We start from the raw sequence: 21,965 nt of genomic DNA, 5'->3' as shown, positions 1-21,965 counted from the left end.
GCGCGCCCGGTGACGTTCACGCGGGGTGATCCGGTCGGACGGGGTCGCGGGACCACTCCAGCCGGTCCGTCGTGGTGCCGCCCGTGCGGGTGGGACGCGGTTCGGTGTGCAGCACGAGCCGCGGACCTTCCCACGAGATCCGCCGGGTCAGGACGTCACCGACGTGTTCGACGTACAGCGACATCTCCACGTGGTGCAGGACCAGGTCGCCGCGGAGCGTGTACCGGCCCGCGTAGCCGACGAAGCCCAGGGCGGCCGCGCCCCGCTGCTCGTCGGTGGCCCGGGTGAAGGAGAGGCCGTCGAGCCAGGGGCGGTCGCGACGCATCAGCAGCGCGCTCATCCGCCCGTCGGGCCGGTACTCCAGCCGTCCCAGCGGCCCCGGCCCCAGCGGGTGCCCGACGACCTGTCCGTCGACCAGCCGGGTGTGGTCGACCAGGTTCCAGCCGCCGAGCAGCGAGGCGGCGAGGCCCTGGGCGGTGTGCTCGTCGGGGGCGTTCTCCTCGGGAGCCGGTGCCGAGGGGGAGGGGACGCGGGTGTCGGGCGGCGTCCGCCCGTCGGGGGTGTGTGCGGCAGGGGGCATGACGGTCCGATCGTTCGGCGGCGGACGGCCGCTCCCGGCGGTCGGCGGGTGGCCGACCGCCGGGAGGGCGGAGCTGGGTCGCGCGCGGGGCGCGGGTCAGGCGGCGGGGGCGACCTCCTGCGGTTCGGTGGACGGGGCGGTGCGGTCGTGCATGCCGGTCCGCGGCACCAGCGCGATCAGCAGCGCGGCCAGCAGCGCCGCCGCGGCGAAGAAGTAGAACACCCACGAGGTACCGAGCGAGGAGCCCATGAGCAGACCCACCAGGATCGGCCCGAAGACGGCTCCCAGCCGGCCCAGGCCCAGCGAGGCACCCAGAGCGGTGCCGCGCGCCGCGGCCGGGTAGTAGACGCCCACGAACCCGGCGACCGCGGCCTGCGAGGAGGCGCAGAACCCGACCACCAGCACCATGGCGAAGACGACGGCCTGCGGGGGATGCATCGTCAGGAAGGTCACCGCCAGGGCTCCGCACAGGAAGCCGCCTGCGATCACCGGACGCGAGCCCCAGCGGTCGGCGAGGCCGGCCAGGACCAGCATGCCGATGGTGCTGCCCAGGTAGAAGGCGACCAGGAAGGTCAGCGCGGAGCCCAGGTCGTAGCCGGAGGCGCGCAGCAGCTGCGGGATCCAGGTGTTCATGCCGTAGGCCAGCAGCAGCCCGCAGAAGCCGATCGCCGGGAACAGCAGTGTCGCGACCCGGAACCCGGGGGCGAACATCAGCTTCAGCGAGGAGGACCAGTTCGGCTTCTCCGTCACGGTACCGACCGCCGGCTCCGGAGGCAGCTCGACCCCGTAGCGCTCGGCGAGGGCGCGCGCCTCCTCGTGGCGTCCCCGGCTGCTGAGGAAGGCGAGTGATTCGGGGATCTGCCGGTAGACGATCGCGAACAGTGCCAGTCCGATGGCACCGCCGAGGACGAACAGGGAGACCCAGCCGAAGTTCGGCAGCATGAAGATGGCCAGGAAGGCGACCAGACATCCACCGATGGGGAAGCCGGTCTGGACGACGCCGTTGTAGAACTGCCGCCTCTCCACCGGCACGTACTCCATGGTCAGGGCGATGACCGAGGGCAGGGCACCGCCGAAGCCCAGGCCCGCGAGCAGGCGGAACAGTCCGAAGACCTCCACGCTGGGGGCCGCCGCGCACAGCAGGGTGAACACGCTGAAGCTCGCCACGCAGGCGAGCACGGTCGGGCGCCGTCCGATGAGGTCGGCCACGTAACCGGACAGCAGGGCACCCACCATCATCCCGATCAGGGAGAGGCTGCCGATCACACCGGCCGAGGCGAGGGTGATGCCCCACTGCTTGTTCTGGAGCAGCGTCGGCAGCACCGCGCCGTACATGCCGCTGTCCAGTCCGTCGATGAGCGTGATCGCCAGACAGGCGAAGACCACCGACCGGGCACCCGCCGAGATTCTCGGACGCACTGCCGAGCTGGGTCGAGTCAAGGGAAACTCCTTGTCGTGGAGCAGACGTCCGCCGACCCGGGGGTCTGCGGACGGTTCTGGGTGGTGGAGCTCCCCTTCCGCGGGCACCCTCCCGACGGGAGGAGGCGGCGCGGACCCGGTGTCCCGGTGTCCCTCGGAGGCCGCCCCGAGGAAGGGGCGGCCTCCGAGGGACACGACGGACCGCGTGCGGAGCGCGGCGGGCCGTAGGTGCGTCAGGACGGGCCGACGGGCCTTGGCGACGGCACTCGGGGTGGCATCGACGGCGGCCGGCCGGGAGGATGGGGTGCCGGACGGCTGCGGGCCGAACGGCGGGGGAGAGGAGAGCGTGGCGGAACTCAACGAGGCCGACGGTGCCTCCGGGAGAGGCGGCGGCCGGGAATACTCGGGTGAGACGTGGCCATTTAACTTATGCCCGTAGTTTACGGTCAAGGGTCGGGCGGGGAATTTTTCCGCCTCGCGCGATGCGCCCTCCCGGCGGCCTCGGTCGTGTCACGCTCCCGGTGCCCGCGGGGGCCTCGTCGGGGTGGCGGCGGGAAGCGGGGAGGGGCCCCGAATCGCATGATGGTGCAGGCCGGGGCGTTCCGCTGTGGAGTGCGCGGTGGATCTCGCGGCGCGCGGACGGGGGCTGGCGGGTCGCCACGGTCAGGCCGGTCCGCCTCCGGGGTCGCGTCGCCGCGGACGGGGTGTCGAACGTAACCCGTAAGGAAGCGCAGAGAATCTACGGAAAGAAGGTTAGTGGTCGTCCGCTCGAAGGCAACGACGAGCGCCGGCCCGGCCGACTCCGGTGCGAGAACCGGAGCGGGGCCGAGCCGGCGTACGGCGACGACGGTGGGGCGCGGGCGCTCAGTGCCCGGACATGCCCCCGTCCACGGCGAGGGTCGTGCCGGTGATGTAGCTGGAGGCCGGGGCCGCCAGGAACACCACGGCCGCGTCGAGCTCCCGCTGGGTGCCGGTGCGGGCCAGCGGGCTGGTCGCGCGCAGGAACTCGTCCAGCGTCTCCGAGGGCATCTCGGCGATCATCTCGGTGGCCACGAACCCGGGTGCGACGGCGTTGACCCGGATGCCGCGGCGCCCGGCCCACTGCTGGGACAGGTCCCTGGTCAGCCCGATGAGGCCGGCCTTGCTCGCGGCGTAGGCGGCCTGCGGCAGCACCGACTTGATCAGGCCCAGCACGCTGGCCACGTTCACGATGCTGGAGCCCGGCCCCATGACCCGCGCACACGACTGGGCCATCCAGTACGCGCCCATCAGGTTGACGTCCAGTACCTGACGGAAGTCCTCGGGCCGCTCGCGCAGCGCGGGCACCGCGGAGGAGACACCGGCGTTGTTGATCAGGATGTCGAGTTTCCCGAAGCGCGCGACGGCCGCCGCCACCGCCTCCTCGCACTGCTCCGGGTCGGTCACGTCGGTGGCGACGACCAGGCACTCGCCGCCGAGCGCCTCGATGCGCTCGGCCGTCTCGCGCAGGCGGTCCGCGCGGCGGGCCGTCAGGACCACCTGTGCGCCGGCCTCGGCCAGGGCGAGGGCGAAGCCCGCGCCCAGCCCCGAACTGGCGCCGGTGACCAGCGCGGTCCTGCCGTCCAGCCGGAACAGGTCCAGCACGCCGTTCTCGGGAAGGGGGCGCTGTGTCGTCGTGCTGCCCATGTGCCGTCCTTGTCTGTCCGGGCCGGTCCGGGCCGGTCGGGGGCGGGTGCGGCGGGTGTGCGGCATCCGCCTCCGACCGGCCGGTGCGGCCCGTGAGCCGGGGGTGGGGGAGAAGGGGTGCCGGGAGGTCTCCGGCACGGGGGAGGCGCGGGCGTCAGCTCGCGTCGTCGGCCGCGAGCAGCCGCTGGGTCTCCCGGTGGAAGACCTGGTTGGCGACCTCGTTGCGACCGAACACCATGGGGCCGGCGTCCTGGCTCGCCAGCGCCCGCTGGGAGCCGCGCAGCAGCGGGAAGTCCTCCGCGTGCAGCACGTCCAGCAGGATCTGCCAGTTCCGCTGCCAGCGCTTGTTCCAGGTCTCCTCGTCGTAGGAGGTCTCCTCCAGACGCGGCACGATGACCCGCATCTCCATCCGGCAGCGCCCAGGGTCAACCGGGTCAGGACGGAAGGTCAGCAGCTCGAAGTGGTTGTCGGGCAGGCGCAGCAGGGTGCTGTTGGGCAGCAGCAGGTGCGACTCGGTCACGTGCTTGGCGAGGCTCTGGTCGCCCGGGTCCTCGTCGATCCAGCGGTCGATCGTCTTGCGGGGCGCCAGCCAGCGGCAGTGCCGCCCGTAGTCCTCGAAGGCGTAGACGTTGGTGTGGACGATCTTGCCCGCGGTGTTCGGGTGCGCGTACTGGATGTGGTAGCCGTCCAGGAAGGCGTCCTGCATCAGCTTCCAGTTGCACGGCTCGTCGAAGCCCTCGGCACGGAAGGAGACCAGGTTGTCCAGCTTGTACCCGGCCAGGACCTCGTCCATCTCCGGGCCGAGCCAGGCGGCGACGTCGATCTCGGCGCCGACCGAGTCGATCACCCAGATGAAGCCGTGTCGCTCCTCGGCGGGCAGTTCGAGCAGCCCGAACTGGCTGCGGTCGAGGTCGCCGAAGGTGTTGTCGCGGGTGATGGTGCGCAGGGTGCCGTCGGTGTCGTAGGACCAGCGGTGGTAGCCGCAGGAGAACAAGCGGCACTTGCCCGACGCCGCCTCCTCCAGCAGGGCGCCCCGGTGCCGGCACTGGTTGACGAAGGCCTTGATGCCGCCGTCCGGCTGACGCACCACGATGGCGTTGTTGCGCGGGAGCTGCAGGGTGATGAAGTCGTTGGGCTCGGGGATCTCCGAGCTGTGCGCGACGATCGACGGGACCCGCGCGAAGATCAGCTCGCGCTCACGGGCCGCGAGGTCGGCGTCGGTGAACTCCGTCGGGCTGAAGGAGACCGTTCCTTCGAACTGGTCGGTCGTGTCGTTCCGCAGGTGCTCGAGCAGGCGACGAATTCGCTCTTCGCGCTTTGCATCAAATTCCGTCACGTCGTCCTCCTGTACTGTCCGCGTTCCTTGCGCCGCTGCGGTGGCTCGGGACCTCAGAGGCGGATGCGGTCTCGCGACGCGGGATGCGAGACACGCGACGTCGGTTCCCCTTCTTCGTCGACCCCGCCGAGGAGGCACGGGAACGGCGACGAGTGGGGCGTGGGGCGTCTTGTGGGCGAGGTGGGCCCGGTCCGCGGGCGGTCCAGTGGCGCATGCTCGCCGCCGGACGCACCCGTCTGCGAAAAAGCTCACTTAATCTTATGGCTGTAGGTTTCTGGGGTCAAGCACACGGCGGGGGACTCTCGGTCGTCGGCCGGGTCGCGGCGCCCTCCCCCGGCCCTGGGTGACGGGTCTGCGAGGCCCGGCCCGGCCGGTGGGCGAAGGGGTGTGCAGGGTGGTCCCGGCGGCGGGTCGATCTGCGCCTGCCCGTGTCGGGGGGAGGCTGCCGGACGCGCCCGGGAGTCCGCGGAAGGCGAGAGGCGGGGCCCCCTCCTCCTCGGGGAGCCCCGCCTCGCGTCCGCCGGTGCCGGTGCGCCCGTCAGGCGACCGCGGCAGGTGCGTCGACCGGCACGCTGAAGCACACGTCGGTCTGGTCGTGGTGGAAGCCGACGCTGCGGCAGGCCCGCACCAGCGGCTCGTCCAGCGGGTCCACCGACATTTCCACCTCCCGCACGCCCGCCTCGGCCAGCCGCTTCAGCGCCGCCGCGAGCAGCGCCCGTGACACCGCGTGCGCCTCGCCCCGGGTTGGCGGCGCCAGCAGGTGCACCGATCCCGGACCGTCCGGCGCCTCTCCGGCCAGGGGGTGCGAGGAGTACGCCACGAAGCCCAGCACCTCCCCCGACGCCTCGACCGCCACCAGCACCTCCGGGCCGACCCGGCCGGCGCCGCGGCCGTCCTTCTCGGCGTCGGCGAGCGCGGCCACCACCGCCGTGTCCGACTCCGGGTGCAGCGGGCGCAGGTCCACCCCGGCGGGCGGTTCCGGCTCCGGCACGCTGCCCGGCCGGTGCATCGGCCGGATGATCCGCCACGACGCGTCCTCGGGCACCGCGCCGAACCGGCGCGCCATCCGCTCCGCCGCGGGGTGCGAGCCGTGCGCCCAGGCGCGCAGCGACCGGACGCCCTCGCCGGCCCACCGGGCCGCCCCGCCGCGGGCCAGCCCCAGCTCCTCGAACAGCAGGGTCGCGATCCCCAGGGACCGGTACTCGGGGCCCACCACAAACTCGGTGGTGGCGGTGCCGTCGCCCTGCGAGGTGATCCGCAGGAAGGCCACGATCGCCTCCTCCCCGTCCGGCGAGCCGACGGCGCCCACCTCGTCGCTCATCCGGGCGACGAGTTCGGTGACCCGCCCGGGGGGCGCCCCGTCCGTGCCCGCGGCCGGGACCGGCTGCACGGCCGAGAAACCCTGCTCGGCGTCGAAGTCCGCCGCGTCGCGCAACAGACTGACGACCTCCGGGTCGGTGCCGAAGGAGGTGCCCCACTCGTACGTGATCACAGAACGTCCTCGGATGTCGGGTCGTCGCCCCGTGGCGCCGCCCGCGGTGGACGGTGCCGGGTGCCGGAGTTCGGGCGGCCGCGGATGCGGTGCGCGGGCGGCGGGTCCGAAAGGGGCGCTCCCACGCCGGTGCGCGGCGACGACGGTCTCAGCAGCTCATTACCTCCAAGCTATAGGCCAGATGTGGTGCTCACAAGCCCGGGTGTCTCGATGAACCCCTTGCGGTGACAGGCGAATGTGATGATCCCGCGCCCGGGGAAGAGTGATCTGAAAACTATGGAGAGTCGGTTAATGGGAGGGTGTCCGCCGAGGGGATCGGGCGGTGATCTGCGAGGTGCGGGGGGCGGTGTGCGGCGCCCTGCCGGGTTCGCACCCGGTGCCCTCTCGGCGCGTCGCCCGGGAGTGGGGTGCGGTGCCGGATCCGTCGGGGCGCGGCGGGGCGCCCGCGACGCCGGGTCCCATCCGCCGCCGGGGTGCGGGATACTGCGGCCATGGCCCGACCACTCCAACCTCTGCTCAGCCGCGAAGCGATCGTCGCGGCCACCTTGAAGATCATCGACGTGGAAGGGATCGAGGCGTTCAGCATGCCTCGACTGGCGAAGGTGATGGGAGTCCGAGCGCCCTCGCTGTATCACCACTTCAAGAACAAGACCGAACTCATGACCGAGGTGGCCCGGGCGATCATGGTGGACACGCCCTTCCCGCGCCGTCCCGCCGACGAGAACTGGCCTGACCTCTTCGTCGCCCTCGCCCTGAACTTCCGGCGCTCGATCCTGCGCCACCGCAACGCGGCCCCCATCCTGCTCGAGTACCTGCCGCGTGACGTCCTGATCGCCATGTACGAGAAGGTGGCCCGCTTCCTGGAGAAGGCGGGCGTGCCGCAACACCTGCACGTGCTCATCCTGGACGGCATGGAGAAGCTGAGTCTGGGCGCCAGCCTCAGCGAGGCCATGAAGACCCCGGAGAGTCAGGCGCAGATCTTCCCGCACGTCGACGCCGAGGAGGAGCCCACCCTCACCTCGGCCCTCGCCGCCAACGAATGGAGCGCCGAGCAGATCTTCGAACAGACGATCCGGAGCTTCCTGGTTGGCGTCATGCATCTGGACGCGGCCTCGCGGGCGGAGGGGCCCGCCGGGCAGTGAGCCCCCTCCGGGCATGAGCCCTCACCGGGCCCGAGTTCCCGCGCCGGGGAGCGAGGCCCCGCAGGGCGGTGCTCTCCGGCCGGGTGGTGAATCCCCGCCGTACCGCCGCGCCCCCTTCCGTTCGGGAGAGTGGCGCGGCGGCGTTCCGGCCCGGTCGCCACCTGTCGCGTCGCCCCGAACCCCCTGCGTACCGCCTGTCCGCCGAGGTGCGTGGCGGGGTCGGTGGGCGCACTCTCCCGGGCGCTTCCCCCCGAACCCTTGCCGCCCGTTATCTAAGAGTTTTAGGCTGAGGGTGAGTTCACGCCAGGAGCGTCGACTCTGGTTCCGCAGGGGGCGCGACGGCCCCACGGTCACCGATGGGGAGGCACGTCCAGATGTCCACGCAGTCCCAGGAGTCACAAGAGTCCCAGGAGTTCCACGAGCTCTACCGGCGGCATGTCCAGTACGTCCTCGACGGGAACGTCGAGGCGTCCTTGGCCGACATGGTGCAGGAGAACATCCCCCAGGTCTTCCGCGGAGTGACCGTCCCCCGCGGGAAGGTCGACTCGCTCCGCGTCGTCGACATCCGGCGCGAGGGCGCCACCTGGGTGGGGGAGACGGTGTACGACACCTCCGACGGTCGGATCGGCCTGCGGTCCGTGTGGGAGTCGCGCGACGGCTCCTGGAAGGCCGCCGCCCTCGAGAACTTCCCCCCGGAGGCCGGGGGCTGACCCCGGCGGGCGCCTTCGACGCGGACCGGCGGGCGTCGAAGGGCCGGTACGGGAGGAGTGATTCCGCCCGATCGGGAGAACATCCCGCAAAAGCCTTGTCCGCGGTACCTGAAGCCCTTAGATTAAGCGGCCACGGTCACACGAAGGATTCCCGCCACCTCGGGGATCGCGGGCCCGGTACGCCGAGCAGCCGGTGACGACCCCGTCCGCCCGTGCTCCGAACCACCGGTGCACGCCGCACCGGGCGGCCCGGCCGGGCACGACACCGGCCGGGCCGCCCGGACCGTCCGTCGGCAGCCGGTGGACAGCAGGCCCCTCGACAAGGGCCCACCGACCACACGACGTGTGACTCCCTTCATCAGAATTCTTCCGACACGTGCTCGGGTGTATCCGCTGCCGCTCTGCCAAAGGGGGCGACCCGTGGAGCGGCCCGAGGTGGCGGAAGCGATCGTGGACAGAGCGCAGGAGGAACAGACGTGAGCGGAACGCTCGTGAGCACCCTGACCTGGTGGGCTCGGAACATTCCCGACCAGCTGGCCATCGATTTCGACGGCGACGTGGTCACCTACCGCCAGCTGGAGAGCTGGGCGGACGGGATCGCCGCCGACCTCGTCGCGGCGGGAGTGGGCCGAGGAGACCGGGTCGCCCTGGTGGGGCAGAACTCCCTGGAGTGGTGCGCGGCCACCCTCGGCGCGCTCAAGCTCGGTGCCGTCGTCGCCCCCTTCAACCACCGCATGGTGGCCCGCGAGCTCGCCGGGCTCCTGGAGGACTGCGAGCCGACCGTCGTCTACGGCGACGACGCGCTGCGCGAGCGCCTGGAGGAGGCCCGCCGGGAGCAGCCCGGGGTCGTCCTCAAGTCCTTCCAGAGCGACGTCCGGTCCCTGCGGGACGGCACCCACGCCCCCGTCGTGCCGCCGGTGTCCGACGTCTCCGAGACGGCCGCGATCGTCTACACCAGCGGCACCACCGGCAAACCCAAAGGCGTCATCTTCACCCACGCCACCATCGCCGGCGAGATGCACGAGTGGTCCCTCATGGAGCCGGTGCTGCCCAACGGCTTCAGACCCCTGCTCGTGCTCCCGCTGTTCACCGCGGCCGGCCTCGTGTGGGGACTCTTCCGCACGATCCTGCACGGCGGCACGCTGCTGCTGCAGCCCCGCTTCGACCCGGCCCGGGCCCTGCGTGTGCTGGCCGACCAGAAGGTCACCACGTTCACCGGCCCGCCCATCCTGTTCGAGCAGGTCGCGGCACAGCCCGGCTTTGCGGAGGCCGACCTCACCAGCCTGACCACCGCCCACGTGGGCGGCGCGCGGGTGCCGGTGGACCTGCTCGCCTCCTGGCAGCGCAAGGGCGTCTCGCTGCGCCAGATCTACGGCCAGACCGAGATCGGCGGATCCGCCACCGTGATGCCGCGCGACGAGGCGATGGAGCACCCGGAGAAGTGCGGCTGGGGCGGCGCCTTCACCAGGATCAGGGTCGTCGACCCGGAGGGCGTCGACTGTCCGCCCGGCACCCCCGGCCAGATCCTCCTGCGCGGACCGGGGATGATGCCCGGCTACTGGCGCAACGAGGAAGCCACCCGCACGACCATCGTGGACGGCTGGCTGCACACCGGGGACATGGGCATCCTCGACGAGCGCGGCTACCTGACCTTCGTCGACCGCATGAAGGACATGATCATCTCGGGTGGGCTGAACATCTCGCCGACCGAGATCGAGAACGTCCTCCAGGAGATGCCCGGCATCGAGGAGGTCGCCGTCATCGCCGTCGAGGACGCCAAGTTCGGCGAGACCCCGGCCGCCCTGATCAAGGCCGACGGTCCGATCGACCCCGCCGACGTGGTGGCCCACTGCAACGAGCGCATGGCCGACTACAAGGTCCCGCGCTACGTCGTCCTCCTCGACGAGGCCCTGCCGCGGATGGCCAGCGGCAAGATCGCCAAGCGCGACCTCAAGGCCACCTACGCCGACCTGCCCCGCACGCACGGCAAGGTGCGCTGACCCGAACACGGAGGCCGTTGCCGATGAAGGCCAGGAAAGTCGCGTTGGTGACCGGCGGCGGGCGGGGCATCGGAGCCGCGGTGTCCCGCAGACTCGCCGCCGACGGCTTCGCGGTCGCGGTCAACTACGCCCACCGCGCCCGCGAGGCGACGGACGTGGTCGAGGAGATCGAGGCCGCGGGCGGCCGGGCGGTGGCGCTGCGGGCCGACGTGTCCGACGCGGACCAGGCGGGCGACCTCGTCGCGCGGACCGCCGAACTCCTCGGACCCGTCGCCGTGCTCGTCAACAACGCGGGAGTCAGCGCGGCCGGCTCGGCGCGCTCCCTGCCGCCCGGACAGTGGGACCGCGTGCTGGGCGTCAACCTCAGCGGCGCCTACTACTGCACGCACGCCGCGCTGCCCGCCATGTACGCGGCCGGCTGGGGACGCGTCCTGTTCTTCGGCAGCCCGAGCGGCGGGCGCGCGCTCACCCCGACGACGGGTGCCTACGCGGCGTCCAAGGCGGGGCTGGTCGCCCTGGCCGGGGTCGTCGCCAAGGAGGTGGCCCGGCGCGGCATCACCGTGAACACCGTGGTGCCCGGTTACGTGGAGACCGACATGGTGCGCGCCGCCGGCGACCGGGCGCGGGAGAGCCTCCAGGACGGCTGGCCGCGGATCCCCGCCGAGGCGGTGGCCTCGGTGGTGTCCTTCCTCGCGGGCGACGGTGCCGCGCACGTCTCCGGCGAGGAGATCGGGGTGTGGGCGGGCGGCCCCGTCCAGTTGTGAGCCCCGGCAGCGGGTGTCGGCGCGACGGACCGCCGGTGCCCGCCCGGGGTCGACCTCCGCCCGGGGCCCTCGTCCCGGGCGGTGCCCTGCCCGCTCGTGGGCCGGGCGGTTCGGATCCCTCGCGAGACGTCGGCGCGGTCCGCGGTGCGGCCGCGCCGGACGTCCGCGGCAGAAAGGACCGTCGGATGACGACTTCCCGGCCCGCGCACGAATCGGCCGCGCACGACCCGACCGACCCCGACCCGCGTCCCCCGTCCCCGGACGGGGCCCGGCGGGCACGCCCCGCCGAGGGCGACACCGTGACCCGGAGGACGTCGTACTGCCGGTTGTGCCCGGCCAGTTGCGGGGTCGAGGTGGAGACCGACGGCACCCGCGTGCTGCGCGTGCTGGGCGACCGGCAGCACCCGATCTCCCGCGGCTTCACCTGCCCGAAGGGGCGCAGGGCCGCCGATCTCCTGCACGGCCCCGACCGGTTGACCTCCTCCCGGCGGCGGACGGCCGCGGGCGAGCACGAACCGGTCGACGCCGACACCGCGATGGCGGAGGTGGCCGCCCGGCTCACCGGGATCGTCGAGGAGCACGGGCCGGACGCGGTGGGCCTGTTCATCGGCACCCAGCACAACTTCGCCACCCTCACCCCCTTCATGGCGCGCGCCTGGTTCCGCGGCCTGGGCTCCCGCAAGCTCTTCTCCACCATGACCCTCGACCAGTCGGCGAAGTGGCTGGTGAAGTCGCGCATGGGGGTGTACGCGGGCGGCCCCCAGTCGCTCGACGAGGCCGACGTGTGGCTGCTGGCGGGCACGAACCCGCTGGTCTCCGTCAACGGGGGCGACGGGGACGGCGCGCTGGTCACCAATCCGTCGGCCAACCTCAAGGCCGCCCGGGACCGCGGGATGCGGCTGATCGTCGTCGACCCGCGCCGCACCGAGACCGCGGCACGCGCCGACCTGCACCTGCGACCCCGCCCCGGACACGACGCGCTGCTGTTCGCGGGGCTGCTGCAGGTGATCCTGGGGGAGGGGCTGCACGACCGGGACTTCTGCGACCGCCACGTGGAGGGACTGGACGACCTGCGGGCGGCGGTCGCCGAGGCCACCCCCGACAGGGTCGCCCGCGTCTGCGACGTGCCGGTCGAGGAGCTGGTGCGGGCGGCCCGGATGTTCGCCGCGGCCGAGCGGGGCATGGTGAGCACCGGGACCGGCGTCTGCATGGGGCCGCACTCCAACATCGCCGAACACCTGGCCGCCTGCCTCAACGTCGTCTGCGGACGCTATCTGCGCGAGGGCGAACCCGTGCCGGGGCGCGGCGTCCTGATGGGCGAGGGGCCGGCCCGCGCGGAGGTGGTCCCCGCGGACCGCGAGTGGGAACGGGGATTTCGCAGCCGGGTGGGCGGACACGGCCTGCTGCGCGGCGAACTGCCGGCGGCCCTGCTGCCCGACGAGATCCTGCGGCCCGGACCCGACCGGATCAGGGCGCTGGTGGTCTCGGGCGGCAACCCCCTGCTCGCCCTGCCCGACCAGGACACCGCGCGGCGCGCGCTGGAGAGCCTCGACCTGCTGGTGTCGATCGACACCCGGATGTCGCAGACCGCGCGCCTCGCCGACTACGTCATCGCCCCCACGATGCTGTACGAACGGGCCGACCACACCGGGCTGATGGAGACCTTCTTCCCCCGCCCGTTCGCCCAGTACACGCCCGCCGTGGTCGCCCCGCCCCGGGGCGTGGTCGAGGACTGGCGGGTCTTCTTCCGGCTCGCGGCCGAGACGGGAGGGCCCCTGCGGTTCGCGGGCCGGGACCTGGACACCTCCCGACCGCCCTCCTCGGAGGAGCTCCTCGACCTGGTCGCCTCCCGCGGCCGGGTCCTGCTGGACGAGGTGCGCACCCACCCGCACGGCCTGCTCGCCGGGCACCCCGGCACCACGGTGGGCCCGGCCCGCGAGGAGCGGGCCGGGCACCGCCTGACCCTGCTGCCCGCCGACGTGGCCGCGGAACTCGCCGCCGCGCTGGCGCCCGTCGCCGCGACGGTACCCGTGGGGGCCCGGTCCGCGGGGGCCGAGGGCGGGGCGGGCGAGGGTGGGGCGGCGGGCGGCGAGGACGCCGAGGAGTTCCCGCTGCGGCTGGTCGTGCGGCGGATGCGGGAGGTGGTCAACTCCCTAGGGTCGGCGGTCGTCGGCCTGCCCCCGCAGTCGTACAACCCGGCCCACCTGCACCCGCAGGACATGGCGCACCTGGGCATCACGCACGGCGCCGCGGTGACGATCCGCTCGCCGCACGGAACGCTCGAGGCCGTGGCGCACGAGGACCCGAGCATGCGACCGGGGGTCCTGTCGATGACCCACGGCTGGGGAGGCCTGGAGACGGGCGGGGACCCGCGGACGACGGGCAGCAACGTCAACCGGCTCACCTCCCTGCACCACGGCGCCCAGGCGGTCAACCACATGCCGACCCTGACGGCCGTCCCGGTGTCGGTCACCCCCGCCCCGCCGGGCCTCGCCGACCGTGAAGAACCTTCTCCTTAACCTAAAACCTTGAGGTTATTATCTAACATCTATAGGATATTTTCGGATGGGATGACGGCCACCGCTCCGGGCGGCGGCATGACGCGAAAGGGCTGACATGGCAGGCTGGGACTTCGCGAGTGTCTTCGAGGCCGTGGCCCGTGTGCACCCCGAGCGCACGGCGTTCGTTCACGGGCGACGACGAGGCGCTTGGGCGCACTTCGACGACCGCGCGGCCCGGCTCGCCACGGTGCTGGAATCCGCGGGCCTCACCGCGGGCGACGTCGTGGCCGAGTACATGCGCAACGGTCCCGAGTACCTGGAGACCTTCTTCGCCGCCGGCAAGTCGGGCCTCGCCCCGATGAACACCAACTACCGCTACGTCGAAGACGAACTGGTGCAGATCTGGGCCGACGCCGACGTCAAGGCGGTCGTCTTCGACGCCGAGTTCCGCGAGCGGGTCGACCGGGTGCGCCACCGCCTGCCCGGCGTGCGGCTCTGGCTCGAGGTCGGCGAGGGCACCGACTGGGCCCCCTCCTACGCCCGCGAACTGGACGCGCACCCCCCGCGGCCGCACGGCGGCGGACGCGAGGACTCCCTGATCCTCATCTACACCGGAGGCACCACCGGACACCCCAAGGGCGTGATGTGGCGCCAGGGCGACATCCTCTCCCTGCTCAACGCGCAGAACCCCCGACCGCTGCCCGACCACGGCGACCGCGAGGCCGTCGAGGCGCACCTGGCCGGACTCACCCGGGAGATCCGCTCCCTGGTGGCGAGCCCGCTCATGCACGGCGCCGGACTCTTCTACGCCATCTCGGCACTCAGCGGGGCCGGCACCCTCGTCATGACCCCGGGGGCGCGCTTCGACGCCGAACAGCTCCTCGACGTCATGGACGGCGAACGGGTCCAGTCCCTCGCGATCGTCGGCGACGCCTTCGCCCGGCCGATGCTCGCCGCCCTCGACGAGAACCCCGGACGGTGGCGCCTCGACGGCCTGCGCGCCGTGTTCTCCTCCGGCGTGATGTGGAGCCGCCCGGTCAAGGAAGGGCTCCTGAACCACATGCCGGCGGCGCGCCTGCTGGACGGACTCGGCTCCTCCGAGGCCTCCGCCGTCGCCTCGACGGTGTCCGTGCGCGGGGACGTGGCCGACACCGGCTCGTTCGTGCCCTCAGACCGGGCCGCCGTGCTGCTCGACGACGGAACCCTCGCCGAACCCGGCGACGGCAAGGTCGGTCGCCTCGCGGTCACAGGCTGGATCCCGGTGGGGTACCTCAACGACCCGGAGAAGTCCGCCCAGGTCTTCGTCGAGGCCGCGGGCCGCCGCTGGTCCGTTCCCGGCGACCTGGCCCAACTGGACGCCGACGGGCGGATCCAGCTCCTCGGCCGTGGCTCCAGCTGTATCAACACCGGAGGGGAGAAGGTGTTCGCCGAAGAGGTCGAAGAGGTCCTGAAGCAGCACCCGGGCATCGCGGACGCCGCGGTCCTCGGCGTGTCCGACGAACGCCTCGGCAGGAAGGTCGTCGCCCTTCTCCGGGCGGGGGAGCGGCCGCCGTCGGAGGAGGAACTCCACACCCACGCCCGCGCGCACCTGGCGGGCTACAAGGTGCCCAAGCACATGGCCTACGTCGACTCGCTGGAACGCGCGGACAACGGAAAGCTCGACCACCGTCGGCTGACCGGCATCGCGGAGAGCAAATGGGGGGACGGCCACGCCTGACCCGGACCGGCGGCCGCAGCCCGGACCGCTTCCCCGGCTTTCCCCGCTGACCGGGGGAAAGCAGCCGGCACGGAGCGGGAACACCCCCCGCACGGCGGTGAGACTCTGGGCGAGCGCGGGCGGCGGGCCGCCCCACGGGGAGGACGGCACCGGCTCACACCTGCCTCCCCTGGGGAAGCCGGCGTGAAGAGCGTGAGACCCCCATCGACGAAGAGGCACCCGATGACCATTGAAGACCCTCCGGCACCACAGCCCGCCGGCCCGCTCGGGCCGTCACCGGTCCGCCCCCCGGGCAGCGTGCGCCGTACTTCGACGCTCGACACGCGGTGGCCCGGAGGATTCGGCACCGGGCTCCACATCGACGGGCGGGCCCGCGACCTCTACACCCCGGCCGACGGCCGGCCCCCGCTCGTCGTCGCCGAGGACCGGCTGCGCGTCCGATTCACACCGGCGAGCCGGGTGATCGAGGAGATCGAGTCGACCCCGGCCAGGAGCGAACTGGCCCTCCTCACCGGCGCCCGCTGCGGCGGCGGATTCCGCACCCGGCTGGCGCAGGCCCTGCCGCGGGAACGGGACACCGGGACCCCGCTGTACCTCATGCTGGACGATCTCGCCGCGGTATCACTGATCGCAGACTTCGCCGAGACCCGGTGGCCGTCTGCCGGGCCCGGCACACACCGGGTCGCGGCGCGCCCGCAGGAAGGCGTCTGCACGGGATTCATGCCCGGATCCAGCGCCCTGAGCCCCGACCACGTCCGGAAAGGCGGCGACCGGACACGCCGGGTCGTACCGCTGCCGCACCCCGACGACCCGGCGGGCTGGCACGAACTGGCCGCACCCACCGAACCGTCGATGCGCCGGGCCCGGCGCATCGACGTCACACCGGGCGAGGTCATCGGCGTGGACGCGATGTTCCAGGACAGCGCGACGGTGCCCGAGGGCGGTAGGAGGGCTGTGCACGAATACCGGCTGCACGCCACGGCCCACGCACGCACCGGTGCCCTCCTCACCCTGCGGGCCGAGCCGCGCATCCTGCCCTACGACGAGTGCCCCCTGGCCGTGCTCAACCTGGACCGTCTGCTCGGGACACCCCTGGCGGATCTGCGCACGACAGTGCCCAGGGTGCTGCGCGGCACCGACGGGTGCACGCACCTCAACGACGCCCTGCGCGCGTTGGCCGAGGTGCCCGCCCTGGTGGCCGCGCTGCACCGGAGCGCGCAGGAGTGAAGACGCCGGGACGGCAGACGAGCACCCGGGAGGAACGGCCCGCCAGGAGCCTCGTCCCCGGAGGTACCCGACACCCCGGGCAGACCACGCAAGGCGAGGAGAGAGGTCCCAACGTGCACTCACTGCAGGGAAAGGTCGCCCTGGTCACCGGAGGAGCCAGCGGAATCGGGGCGGGCATCTGCCACCGCTTCGTCGACGCGGGGGCCTTCGTGGTGGTGGCCGATGTCGATGAGGAACGGGGCCGCGAGCTGGCCGAGGAACTCGGTGACACGGCGGTGTTCCGCCGCGTCGACGTCACCCGCGAGGAGGACATCGCCGCGGCGGTGACGGACACGGCGGCCACCCGGGGACGCCTGGACTGCCTGGTCAACAACGCCGGCCGGGTGGGGTCCTGGCGCTTCGCCGAGGACATCCCGGCCGACGAGTGGGACGAAGTCTTCCGGCTGCTGTGCCGCAGCGCCTTCCTCGGCATCAAGCACGCGTCCCGGGTCATGCGCGACCACGGCGGCGGCAGCATTGTGAACACCGGCAGCGTCGCCGGCCTGAGAGCCGGTTACGGCCCCCACCCCTACGGTGCGGCCAAGGCCGCCGTGGTCCAGCTGACCCGCAGTAGCGCGGTGGAACTCGCCCTCCACGGAATCCGGGTGAACGTGATGACACCCGGCGGCGTGGCCACCCGCATCGTCGGCCACGGCGCCGGCCTCACGGGATCGGCCCTGGACGACAGCGTCGAACGGGTACGGGAGAGCCTGCGCGACTTCCAGCCGGTTCCCCGCAGCGGCGAGCCGCAGGACCTGGCCGCCGTGGCGGCCTTCCTCGCCTCCGACGCGTCGAGTTTCCTCACCGGACAGGAAATCGTCGTCGACGGCGGCCTGTCGCTGGGCAGGGCCTGGCCCCCGGAGATCCAGGCACACGCGAGGAAGGCGTCGTCCCGGACCGCGCCATGAGCGCGGTCGGGGCGGCACGCATGCTGCTCCGATCGCGCCGCGACACCGGCCGGTGCCTGCGCCCCGGCACACCGTCTCGGTCCGTCCCTTACCCGGATTCCTGGGAACAGCCCGGACGACCGTGCTGTCCACCCCTGCCCCTCACAAGGAGGAAAACAACGTGAGCACACCAGACGCAACGTCGCCCGCCCCCGCGAAGGCGCCCGCCAAGGACCCCTGGGACCTGCCCGACGTCTCCGGGCTCGTCGTCGGCGTGCTCGGCGGAACCGGGCCGCAGGGCAAGGGCCTCGCCCACCGGCTCGCCCAGGCCGGCCAGAAGGTGATCATCGGCTCGCGCGCCGCCGAACGCGCGCAGGCCGCCGCCGAGGAACTCGGCCACGGAGTCGAGGGCGCCGACAACGCCGAGACCGCCCGCCGCAGCGACATCGTGATCGTCGCCGTGCCCTGGGACGGCCACGGCACGACCCTGGAGTCCCTGCGCGAGGAACTGGTCGGCAAGCTCGTCGTCGACTGCGTCAACCCGCTCGGCTTCGACAAGCAGGGCGCCTACGCGCTGAAGCCCGAGGAGGGCAGCGCCGCCGAGCAGGCCGCGGCCCTGCTGCCGGACTCCCGGGTCACCGCGGCCTTCCACCACCTGTCCGCGGTCCTGCTCCAGGACCCGGAGATCGACGAGATCGACACCGACGTGATGGTGCTCGGCGAGGTCCGCGCCGACGTGGAGATCGTGCAGGCGCTGGCCGGGCGCATCCCGGGCATGCGGGGCATCTTCGCCGGGCGGCTGCGAGGCGCCCACCAGGTGGAGTCGCTGGTCGCCAACCTGATCTCCGTCAACCGCCGCTACAAGGCACACGCCGGGCTCCGCGTCACGGACGTATGACATCCCGGGCGGCCCCGCACCGGGCCGCCCGGAAGACGTGCCCTGGCCCCGCGATCCGGCTGTCCAGGCCGCGGGAGCGCCCGGCCACCGCATCGGTGGCGTGATGCTGCCTGGTTCCGTACCGCGCCGGCCCGGGACGGGCCGAGGCCGTCCGGCACGCGCACCGCCGGCCGCCACCGCGGCCTTTGCGGTGACCTCGCGTTGGGTCTGCTCTGCGGAGTGTGCGGCTGCCGCGACGACGTCACTGTGTTCGGCGGCCTTCCCCCGTGATGGTGGACACGCGTTCGTGTGTCATGCGGCCAGCGTGAGCTTGGCCGTGTGGTGCTGGTGTTCGTAATCGTCGGGGCTGAGGCGCCCGTTGGCGGAGTGCCTGCGGCGGGTGTTGTAGCGGGTCAGCCAACCGAAGACGGTCGTACTGCGGCGGCTTCACACCGGAGACGGGATCGTCGTCGAACAGCCCCAGCCGGTGCGCGTCCAGCAGGATCGCCTTCGGTTTGTCGAACGCGTTCGCCTGCGCGGCCAGGCCCACGCCGTTGCGCTCCATGCCCAGGATGAAGGCTTCGACGACCTTGTGGTCGAAGGTACTCACCTGCCGGCCGCCCAGCAGCGGCAGCAGGCGGATGGCCGGCAGCGACTCCAGGTGCACCACCGACGCCGTCCCCAGGTCCCGCTGCCCGGCCTTCCCTGGGCGGCGTACTCCTCGAACCGCATCGCCCCCCGTACCTGGCGATCCGCTCCGCCTTCGCCTGCCCCCGCGGCGCCGCCTTCTGCGCGTTGTGGACCTCCGTCAAACGCGCGATGGCCTTGTCCTGGGTCGCGAACCCGGACTCCTCACCTGCCTCCCGGCCATGGACCGATACCAGATCTTGTACGGATGAGGGCACTTCGACCACCGCGACCGCGGATGCTCACAGTCCTTGAAGAACGGCCCCATCCCACGAACCAGGACTGCGGCACTCACGATTGCTGACTCCTCCGGACCGATGCTGACGGTTTGCTGACCGTCGGCGGTCCGGAACGCCGCTGACCTGCACGGATGCACGCAGCGTTCGCTATGTTCTGGAACTGGATCGGCCGCACCCAGGAGGAGATCGAACAGGCCCGCCGGGACTGGATGACCGGCACCCGCTTCGGCGAGGTGAAGGGCTACGGCGGCGCTCCACTGCCGGCCCCGGAGCTGCCGCCGGTGCCGCTGAAACCGCGCGGAAGGGCGCGTTGAACTGCGGAAATACCTGAGCGTCGGTGGTCGGCGGGGGAGAGCTCGTCGGGCGCTGCCGCTCGTTCTCCGGCTGCTTGCGGGAGGGTGGCTGGGTGTGCCGCAGGCTCGGTTTCCGGTGCTGGGCGATTCCAGGGTCTGGCTGTCTGTGGGCAGCTGTGGCAGGACACTTGCTAACCCTTTGCTCACTCTACTGACGCGTCATCAGATGTCGGCAGGGGTTCGTGTCCCACTTTCGCGGCGGTGGGGTGTGCGGGTGCCGATAAATCATCCGCCCAGGTCACGGCCTTGATCGGCCATCTCTGATGTGGCTGCCGGCTACCCCGCTGTCTTCACCTGGACAGGGGAAGACGGCATCATGACCGGTCGTGCTGCTGCGCCTGGCCTACCTCGCCGCTACCAACATCTTCACCCTGCTACGTCTCCTGCCGATGAGCGACCGCGAGAAGGACGTGGAGATTCTCGCCCTGCGGCACCAACTGCTCGTCCTGCAACGCCAGGTCGCCAAGCCCGCGTTCACCGACACCGACCGTGTGGTCCTCGCCGGCCTGCTCCACCGCCTCCCCATGGACAAGCTGCGCCACCTCCTGCTGCTGGTAAGCCCCGACACGATCCTGCGCCGGCACCGTGACCTGCTCAAGCGACGCCATGCTGCAACCTGTGCGCCCAAGCGCCGTGGACGCCCACCCACCGTCCGCTCGATCCGCATCCTGGTCCTGCGTCTGGCCCGCGAGAATGCCTCATAGGGGTGTCGCCGGATCCACGGCGAGCTCGCGGCGCTCGGCATCGAGGTCGCCGCCTCCACCGTCTGTGAGATCCTGCGCGAGCACGGCATCCCGCCCGCGCCCGAACGGCAGAGCACCACCTGGGCCGACTTCCTGCGCAGCCAAGCCGAAGCACTGTTCGCCTGCGATCTCTTCGAGACCCGGACGCTGACCGGGGCGCGGATGTACGTCTTCGCCGTCATCGAGCACTCCACGAGGCGCATCCGGATCCTGGGCGCCACCGGACACCCGACCGCGGAGTGGATCGTGCAGCTCGGTCGCAATCTCGTTATGGACCTGGAGGACTCGGGCAAGCAGGGCCAGGTTCCTGATCCGGGACCGGGACGCGAAGTTCACCGCCGCCTTCGACACCCTGCTGGCTGACGCCGGCCTGAAGGTCGTCACCACCGGCATCCGGATACCCCGGATGAACTCCCTCATGGAGCGCTGGATACAGACCTGCCGGCGCGAACTCCTCGACCGTGCGTTGATCTGGAACCAGAGACACCTCCTGCACGCGCTCCGCGAGTTCGAAACCTTCTACAACGAGCACCGCCCGCACCGAACCCTGCAGCAAGCCGCTCCACTCCGCTCGCTACCCCAACCGATCAGCGTGCCGGCAGAGATTCGGCACCTGGAGGTCTACCGCCGAGACCGACTCGGCGGAATTCTTCACGAGTACCGACATGCCGCCTGACCAGGCCGGACGATTAATCGGCACCCGCAGTGCTGTTACCGGAGGGTGTACTCGCACATGTGCTTGCCGTCGACGCCGCCCGGGTTCTCGGCGACCTTCTTCCCGTCGACGGTGATCGAGCAAGGGGCTGCGGCGTACTGGCCGTTGGACAGCTTCACCGGTCCCGGCACGATGGACACGGTGATCCCGACCTTGCGTTCGGTGCTGTTCAAGGTGAGTTTGTCCGACTTCTTCCACGGTAGCGTGACCTGCTCGGAGCGGTTCGTGTCGAGGTTGTAGTAGACGCTGGACTTGCCCTCGCCGCCGACTTCGAAGGTGACCTCGTACGTCTTGTCCCGGCCATCGGCGGCAGGCGTCGACGACGTGGACGTGCCCTTGTCGGCGCGCTCCTTCTTGTCGCCGCCGCTGCTGCCGCACGCGGTCATCAGCCCGGCTGCCGCGATGAGCGCCGTTATGGTCGTTGCCCTGCGCATGCGTGTACTCCCTGTGGTACGGATGTGACCTGCTGTGCGGAATGATCCACACGGAGTATCGTATGCGCGGCACTCTCCGGCGTCGGGGCGGGCTGACGGCCGCCGGGTGCGATGTGTCGAGTTCGTGTCAGTGGAGTGGTCGGCAGTCGCTGGCGGCTACTTCCCGCCGCCTTTCCGCAGGTCACGGTGGGGGCGAGTGACTGTCCGCTGCTGACATGAGGGTGACACGGGCGCTGGGTCTCACTGTCACGGCGCGGTATATCCCACGGTGTTCACTGACATGAGGCCGAGATACCGTGCCTCCGCTCCGTGGTTCGCCTGTCCCGCCTGGCCGGTACCCCATGGGCGACGCTGCTGCGCAATTCGCCGGTCCCTTAGCCTTGATCCACCGAGGTAGTTCGAGAGTGGTCTTCTGATCGATTTCTGCGTCCGCTTCGG

At 71.9% G+C, this 21,965-nt stretch carries 16 protein-coding genes and 2 pseudogenes; 11 read left to right on the top strand and 7 right to left on the bottom strand.

Annotated features, from left to right (window positions below):
* Positions 1-16 precede the first annotated feature (16 nt).
* The 5 genes from ACFPZI_RS17975 to ACFPZI_RS17955 form a co-directional block, all read right to left on the bottom strand.
* A complete protein-coding gene (locus tag ACFPZI_RS17975; RefSeq protein WP_381364174.1) occupies positions 17-580 on the bottom strand; it encodes a lipocalin-like domain-containing protein in 564 nt (187 codons plus the stop codon).
* A gap of 96 nt (positions 581-676) precedes the next feature.
* Positions 677-2,020 (bottom strand): MFS transporter, encoded by a 1,344-nt coding sequence (locus tag ACFPZI_RS17970; RefSeq protein WP_381364172.1) that lies wholly within the window; start codon positions 2,018-2,020, stop codon positions 677-679.
* Between the two features lie 843 nt (positions 2,021-2,863).
* Positions 2,864-3,664 carry an SDR family NAD(P)-dependent oxidoreductase gene (locus ACFPZI_RS17965; RefSeq protein ID WP_016828300.1) on the bottom strand — a complete coding sequence of 267 codons (801 nt, stop codon included), beginning with the start codon at positions 3,662-3,664 and terminating at the stop codon, positions 2,864-2,866.
* 154 nt (positions 3,665-3,818) lie between these two features.
* Positions 3,819-5,000, bottom strand: coding sequence for an aromatic ring-hydroxylating oxygenase subunit alpha (locus ACFPZI_RS17960; protein WP_381364170.1), 1,182 nt, complete (start codon positions 4,998-5,000; stop codon positions 3,819-3,821).
* A 538-nt stretch (positions 5,001-5,538) separates the two neighbouring features.
* Positions 5,539-6,492 (bottom strand): GNAT family N-acetyltransferase, encoded by a 954-nt coding sequence (locus ACFPZI_RS17955; RefSeq protein WP_381364168.1) that lies wholly within the window; start codon positions 6,490-6,492, stop codon positions 5,539-5,541.
* Positions 6,493-6,983: 491 nt separating this feature from the next.
* On the opposite strand from ACFPZI_RS17955, the gene ACFPZI_RS17950 reads away from it, so the two are divergent.
* The 9 genes from ACFPZI_RS17950 to npdG all read left to right on the top strand — a co-directional run bounded on the left by ACFPZI_RS17950 (position 6,984) and on the right by npdG (position 18,377).
* The gene (locus ACFPZI_RS17950) at positions 6,984-7,634 is read left to right on the top strand and encodes a TetR family transcriptional regulator (protein WP_381364166.1); all 651 of its coding nucleotides are present in this window, start codon (positions 6,984-6,986) and stop codon (positions 7,632-7,634) included.
* Positions 7,635-8,008: 374 nt separating this feature from the next.
* Positions 8,009-8,344, top strand: a complete 336-nt coding sequence (locus tag ACFPZI_RS17945) for a hypothetical protein (RefSeq protein ID WP_381364164.1) — start codon at positions 8,009-8,011, stop codon at positions 8,342-8,344.
* Between the two features lie 476 nt (positions 8,345-8,820).
* Positions 8,821-10,344, top strand: coding sequence for a class I adenylate-forming enzyme family protein (locus tag ACFPZI_RS17940; RefSeq protein WP_381364162.1), 1,524 nt, complete (start codon positions 8,821-8,823; stop codon positions 10,342-10,344).
* Between the two features lie 23 nt (positions 10,345-10,367).
* The gene (locus tag ACFPZI_RS17935; protein ID WP_279337483.1) at positions 10,368-11,108 is read left to right on the top strand and encodes an SDR family NAD(P)-dependent oxidoreductase; all 741 of its coding nucleotides are present in this window, start codon (positions 10,368-10,370) and stop codon (positions 11,106-11,108) included.
* 185 nt (positions 11,109-11,293) lie between these two features.
* A complete protein-coding gene (locus ACFPZI_RS17930; RefSeq protein WP_381364160.1) occupies positions 11,294-13,627 on the top strand; it encodes a molybdopterin-containing oxidoreductase family protein in 2,334 nt (777 codons plus the stop codon).
* Between the two features lie 97 nt (positions 13,628-13,724).
* The gene (locus ACFPZI_RS17925) at positions 13,725-15,326 is read left to right on the top strand and encodes an AMP-binding protein (RefSeq protein WP_352162719.1); all 1,602 of its coding nucleotides are present in this window, start codon (positions 13,725-13,727) and stop codon (positions 15,324-15,326) included.
* Positions 15,327-15,548: 222 nt separating this feature from the next.
* Positions 15,549-16,553, top strand: coding sequence for a DUF2889 domain-containing protein (locus ACFPZI_RS17920; RefSeq protein WP_381364158.1), 1,005 nt, complete (start codon positions 15,549-15,551; stop codon positions 16,551-16,553).
* Positions 16,554-16,666: 113 nt separating this feature from the next.
* Positions 16,667-17,500: a glucose 1-dehydrogenase gene (locus tag ACFPZI_RS17915; RefSeq protein ID WP_381364156.1), complete on the top strand. Its 834-nt coding sequence runs from the start codon at positions 16,667-16,669 to the stop codon at positions 17,498-17,500.
* Between the two features lie 160 nt (positions 17,501-17,660).
* Positions 17,661-18,377 carry an NADPH-dependent F420 reductase gene (npdG, locus tag ACFPZI_RS17910; protein WP_381364154.1) on the top strand — a complete coding sequence of 239 codons (717 nt, stop codon included), beginning with the start codon at positions 17,661-17,663 and terminating at the stop codon, positions 18,375-18,377.
* Between the two features lie 241 nt (positions 18,378-18,618).
* Here npdG and ACFPZI_RS17905 read toward each other — a convergent pair whose 3' ends face one another.
* Positions 18,619-19,026 (bottom strand): hypothetical protein, encoded by a 408-nt coding sequence (locus tag ACFPZI_RS17905; protein ID WP_381364152.1) that lies wholly within the window; start codon positions 19,024-19,026, stop codon positions 18,619-18,621.
* A gap of 405 nt (positions 19,027-19,431) precedes the next feature.
* Here ACFPZI_RS17905 and ACFPZI_RS17900 point away from each other — a divergent pair.
* Positions 19,432-19,596 (top strand): annotated as a pseudogene (locus ACFPZI_RS17900) (pirin family protein); the annotation flags it as partial.
* A gap of 365 nt (positions 19,597-19,961) precedes the next feature.
* Positions 19,962-21,054: pseudogene (locus ACFPZI_RS17895) on the top strand (integrase core domain-containing protein).
* A gap of 35 nt (positions 21,055-21,089) precedes the next feature.
* On the opposite strand, the gene ACFPZI_RS17890 reads toward ACFPZI_RS17895, so the two are convergent.
* The gene (locus ACFPZI_RS17890) at positions 21,090-21,527 is read right to left on the bottom strand and encodes a hypothetical protein (protein WP_381364150.1); all 438 of its coding nucleotides are present in this window, start codon (positions 21,525-21,527) and stop codon (positions 21,090-21,092) included.
* Positions 21,528-21,965 lie beyond the last annotated feature (438 nt).

Source organism: Streptomyces chlorus (genome assembly GCF_042655885.1).
GTDB classification, from domain to species: Bacteria; Actinomycetota; Actinomycetes; order Streptomycetales; family Streptomycetaceae; genus Streptomyces; species Streptomyces chlorus.
The sequence above is the reverse complement of the archived record's forward strand: the minus strand, read 5'-3'. Positions and strand labels throughout refer to the sequence as shown.

Coding starts and splice junctions, on each gene's coding strand:
- ACFPZI_RS17975 (WP_381364174.1), bottom strand. CDS start 580: ATGCCCCCTGCCGCACACACCCCCGACGGGCGGACGCCGCCCGACACC.
- ACFPZI_RS17965 (WP_016828300.1), bottom strand. CDS start 3,664: ATGGGCAGCACGACGACACAGCGCCCCCTTCCCGAGAACGGCGTGCTG.
- ACFPZI_RS17950 (WP_381364166.1), top strand. CDS start 6,984: ATGGCCCGACCACTCCAACCTCTGCTCAGCCGCGAAGCGATCGTCGCG.
- ACFPZI_RS17945 (WP_381364164.1), top strand. CDS start 8,009: ATGTCCACGCAGTCCCAGGAGTCACAAGAGTCCCAGGAGTTCCACGAG.
- ACFPZI_RS17935 (WP_279337483.1), top strand. CDS start 10,368: ATGAAGGCCAGGAAAGTCGCGTTGGTGACCGGCGGCGGGCGGGGCATC.
- ACFPZI_RS17930 (WP_381364160.1), top strand. CDS start 11,294: ATGACGACTTCCCGGCCCGCGCACGAATCGGCCGCGCACGACCCGACC.
- ACFPZI_RS17925 (WP_352162719.1), top strand. CDS start 13,725: ATGGCAGGCTGGGACTTCGCGAGTGTCTTCGAGGCCGTGGCCCGTGTG.
- ACFPZI_RS17920 (WP_381364158.1), top strand. CDS start 15,549: ATGACCATTGAAGACCCTCCGGCACCACAGCCCGCCGGCCCGCTCGGG.
- ACFPZI_RS17890 (WP_381364150.1), bottom strand. CDS start 21,527: ATGCGCAGGGCAACGACCATAACGGCGCTCATCGCGGCAGCCGGGCTG.